Origin of the sequence: Flavobacterium sp. NPDC079362 (assembly GCF_050267765.1) — a bacterium.
Lineage (GTDB): Bacteria > Bacteroidota > Bacteroidia > Flavobacteriales > Flavobacteriaceae > Flavobacterium > Flavobacterium azizsancarii.
The window spans coordinates 1-4,466 of record NZ_JBNNFM010000071.1 but is presented as its reverse complement, the minus strand read 5'-3'; the positions used below and the strand labels follow the sequence as shown (position 1 = coordinate 4,466).

The following is a 4,466-nucleotide window of genomic DNA, read 5'->3' as shown; positions in this document are numbered from 1 at the left end:
ACCTGAAACCTGAAACCTGAAACCTGAAACCTGAAACCTGAAACCTGAAACCTGAAACCTGAAACCTGAAACCTGAAACCTGAAACCTGAAACCTGAAACCTGAAACCTGAAACCTGAAACCTGAAACCTGAAACCTGAAACCTGAAACCTCAATGTCTTTCTTACCAAAAAAATCCTTTAAGTAATACAATTCTTAATCACTTGTTTTAGTGTTATTTCGACATTTATTTTAATGAAATTTTCTAGAAAAAATTGCCTAGTTGCAGTTGATAGATAAGAAAAAATATTGTTCATTTGCGCCATAATTTAGAATTGGTTTAAATAACAATAACATGGCTACAAAAACAGCATCAACTTCCTGTGTAATAATAATTTCAGGTAAAAAGATACAAAATTTTATTTTCGTCTTAATGATGTTTTTACTGGAGGGCGGAGGGTTTCTTCAGGCTCAAACGGAATCAAACGGGCAAATAAGGGGTACAATTATAACTAATGACGGAAATGCAAGTCAGGGTGTTATCGTAAAATTAATTGAAATTAATAAGAGTGCTGTAACTAATGCATCGGGTAATTTTGAGTTTAAAAAAGTGCCTTTTGGAACCTATACTTTAGAAGTTACAATGTCAGGTTATACTTCTTCTACAGAAACGGCTCAGATTACAGAAAAAGCGCCATCTGCGACAGTAGATATCAGGGTAAATTCGTCTGTACAGAATCTTGAAGATGTTGTAATTCGTACAGGAGGAAATCGTTTTGCGAAAAAAGAGAGTATGGATGTGGCGAAAATGCCTTTAAAAAACATCGAAAATTCACAGGTTTACATTATCGTAAGCAAGGAATTAATGAAGGAACAAGTAATAACGGATTATAATAGTGCGTTTAAAAATGTTCCCGGAGCAGGTATTGCCGAGGTAAGAAATCAAGGTCGTACAACTTCTATCTCAAGAGGTTTTGCTACGCCGCAATTGGTTAGAAATGGTGTTGGTAGTTTTACTTATACAACAGTTGACCCTTCAAATTTAGAACGTATCGAGGTTATTAAAGGGCCATCGGCTACACTTTTTGGAAGTACATTATCATCTTTTGGCGGATTGTTTAATCGTGTTACCAAAAAACCTTTTGACAGTTTTAAAGGCGAAATATCCTATTCAGCAGCAAGTTGGGACCTTAATCGATTAACAGCTGATATCAATACACCAATAAATGAAGATAAAACGGCTTTGTTGAGAATTAATACGGCTTTTCATAGCGAAAGAAGTTTTCAGGATGCGGGATTTAATAGAAATTTTTCTTTTGCTCCAAGTTTTTCTTATGAAATAAATGATCGTTTAACGCTTTTGATCGATGCCGAATTTAGTATGTATAAGGCAACTTCTCCAACAAGACTTTTGCCATTTGCTGTAAAAAATACAGTAAGCAGTATCGAAGCACTTGATATTCCGTACAAATTATCTTTTGCGAATAATACTATCAATTATACAAGCCAACAGTATAATGTTTTTGTACAGTTAAAGTATAAAATGTCTGACGAATGGACGTCTCAAACTATCTTGTCCAGAACAAGATCATCATCTGATGGTTATGTGGTGTTATTACAAATGATGTCTCCAACTACATTGAGACAACAAGTTACGTATCAGGAATCTCCTTTTTACGGAACTGATATTCAGCAGAATTTTATTGGTGTTTTTAAAATAGGACAATTGAAAAATAGAGTTGTAGCCGGCTTAGATTTTTATAGTCTGCGTGCCACACGTAACGATGCTATTGTAAATATGCCCGCAATGGATTATAAAAAACCAGGTGACGCTTATAACAACTTTAACCTGGATAAAGTGGCTCCGCTGTTTCTTGATCCTAAGATAAAATTCAACAATTTTGTATCTAATAATGAAAACACCTATAGCGCATATGTTTCTGATGTTTTGAATGTTACGGACCAATTGTTGGTTATGGGAGGTATTCGTATGGATCGTTACGAAAATAAAGGAACGTATTATCCTAGTAAAGATTCTATTGCCGGAAACTACAATCAAACAGCATTTTCGCCAAAAGTAGGATTGGTATATCAAATTGTAAAGGATAAAGTTTCTGTTTTTGGTAATTATATGAATGGTTTCAGCAATGTTTCAGGTTCTGATTTTAACGGAAATACGTTCAAACCAAACCAGGCAAATCAATATGAAGGAGGTTTTAAATTTGATTTGAATAAAATATCAGCAACACTTAGTTATTATGATATTCAGGTTACAAATATCACGCGTGATGATCCTGATCATGCTAATTTTTCTATTCAGGACGGAACTCAGGTAAGTAAAGGTTTTGAAGCTGAGTTGATTGCGAATCCTATTTCAGGATTAAATATTGTGGCGGGTTATACTTATAATGACAGTAAATATGAAAAAAGTAATGCCAGTGTTCAGGGTTTGCGGCCAACAACGGCAGGATCACCAAGAACGGCAAATTTATGGGCTAGTTATAGGATCGTAAATGGTCCTGCGCAAGGTCTGGGATTTGGTTTTGGAGGTATTTATGGCAGCGAATATTACCAGACGAATACGACAAGTTTCAAATTTTCTATTCCGTCCTATACGGTTTTAGATGCTTCACTTTTTTATGATCAGCCCAAATACAGATTGGGTCTTAAAGTAGATAATTTGACAAATGAAAAATACTGGTCGTACAGGCTTGCGGCTCAAAACCCAACTCGTGTTACGGCAAATGTTACTTTTAAATTTTAAATTTTTAAGAGTTTTAAAATAATAAAAAGGGGAATATTTCATTTTTGAAATATTCCCCTTTTCTATTTTGAATTTAATATTTTACAGAGATGCGATTTTTTTTATATAGTTTAATTACTTAGTAAAGAATTACTTAAATGTAATATTGCATTTCGACGCAGGAGAAATCTCCGCGAGAAGCTCGACAATAATTTTGGTTATTATTGCGAAGAATGTATTAAAATCCACCCCTGTAATATGTTTTGTTTCTCCGGAACTCTTTCTAAAATTCCGGAGGAATGGGTTATTTTGCAGCAACCGATTTATTCGCCATAACATTATGGATTTTTCTTTTTTTCAATTAATCCAAAAAATCTTATTGAAGTTTTGTAATCTCCGCCCATAATCGTGTAAGATTTCTGATTCGTTCTTGAATTAATTTTAATCCTCTGTAAAAGAATTTATTAGAACAACAATTCAAACTATAATCATTATGATACATAAAATAGAAACTGCGAATAATTTAATTGCTTTTAGAGCACTTGGTCAGGTTACAACAGCTGATTTTAAACGTGTTGTACTATCTGAAATTGAGGGATTATCGAAACAATCCAATGAAATTAATTTTTTGTTTGCGTTGGATACAGATAATCAGAATTTTACTGAAAGTTCGTGGTTGAATGATGCTGTGCTTGGATTAAAACAATTTCAAAACTGGAATAGGGTGGCGATTGTTTCTGATTCTGAAGAAATGAATTTTAGCGACGGATTTACTTTTAATACTACCGGAGAATTTCGTGGTTTTAAAAAGCTAGCGTTTAATAAAGCCCTGAAATGGGTTGGGGGAAGTTCAAATTTATAAATTATTGAGTTATGAGAGCAATATGGACAGGATCAATTAGTTTTGGGTTAATTAATATTCCCATCAGAATATTTTCTGCCGTGCAGGAAAGCAGTATCGATATGGATATGCTGGATGAAAAGGATCATGCAAACATCAAGTTTAAAAGGGTAAACGAAAATACGGGAAAAGAGGTTGCGTATGCCAATATCGTGAAGGGATATAAAATTGATGATCAATATGTAATTCTGGAAGATGCTGATTTTGAAGCCGCAGATGCGGAGAAAACCAAAACGATTGACATTCAGAGTTTTGCTTTCGAGAAAGAAATAAACAGCATTTATTATGAGCAGCCTTATTATCTGGAACCTGATAAAGGGGCGATGAATGCTTATGCTTTGCTTCGTGATGCACTTGAAGCATCTGGAAAAGTAGGAGTAACGAGTTTTGTTTTGCGAAATAAAGAAAGTCTGGCGATTTTAAAACCGTATAAAAATGTTATTCTTTTAAACCGAATACGTTTTGAGCAGGAAATCAGGGATACTTCAGAATTGAAACTTCCGCCGGCTTCTAAAAAAGCGACAAAAGAAATGGATATGGCTGAAAAATTAATCGATCAGCTGACTGAAAAATTCGATATCAGCGCTTATAAAGATGAATATACGGCTAAGCTTTTGGAGATTATTAAAAATAAAGCCAAAGGCAAAAAACAAGCGGCGCCAAAATTAAAAGTCGTTCACAAACAAAGCGACGATTTAATGGCAATGTTAAAAGCAAGTCTGGATAAGAAGAAATCTTCTTAATCCGGACTTTTGTTGTGTGCCCAGCATGGGCGATAACTCTAGGGTGTAAGTCCCGAACACGCCTTTACAGTGGGAAGTGTTAGCTGAATGCAAGGGTGTCC

3 protein-coding genes are annotated in these 4,466 nt (G+C 34.6%); all 3 read left to right on the top strand.

All coding sequences use genetic code 11. From position 1 onward, the window contains the following. The first annotated feature begins 333 nt into the window (after positions 1-333). Positions 334-2,742, top strand: coding sequence for a TonB-dependent siderophore receptor (locus ACQKCJ_RS24635; protein ID WP_427403139.1), 2,409 nt, complete (start codon positions 334-336; stop codon positions 2,740-2,742). A 472-nt stretch (positions 2,743-3,214) separates the two neighbouring features. Further along, the gene (locus tag ACQKCJ_RS24630) at positions 3,215-3,583 is read left to right on the top strand and encodes an STAS/SEC14 domain-containing protein (RefSeq protein ID WP_271336055.1); all 369 of its coding nucleotides are present in this window, start codon (positions 3,215-3,217) and stop codon (positions 3,581-3,583) included. An 11-nt stretch (positions 3,584-3,594) separates the two neighbouring features. Beyond that, positions 3,595-4,365: a Ku protein gene (locus ACQKCJ_RS24625; protein WP_271336056.1), complete on the top strand. Its 771-nt coding sequence runs from the start codon at positions 3,595-3,597 to the stop codon at positions 4,363-4,365. The last annotated feature ends 101 nt before the right edge of the window (positions 4,366-4,466 follow it).

Coding starts and splice junctions, on each gene's coding strand:
- ACQKCJ_RS24635 (WP_427403139.1), top strand. CDS start 334: ATGGCTACAAAAACAGCATCAACTTCCTGTGTAATAATAATTTCAGGT.
- ACQKCJ_RS24630 (WP_271336055.1), top strand. CDS start 3,215: ATGATACATAAAATAGAAACTGCGAATAATTTAATTGCTTTTAGAGCA.
- ACQKCJ_RS24625 (WP_271336056.1), top strand. CDS start 3,595: ATGAGAGCAATATGGACAGGATCAATTAGTTTTGGGTTAATTAATATT.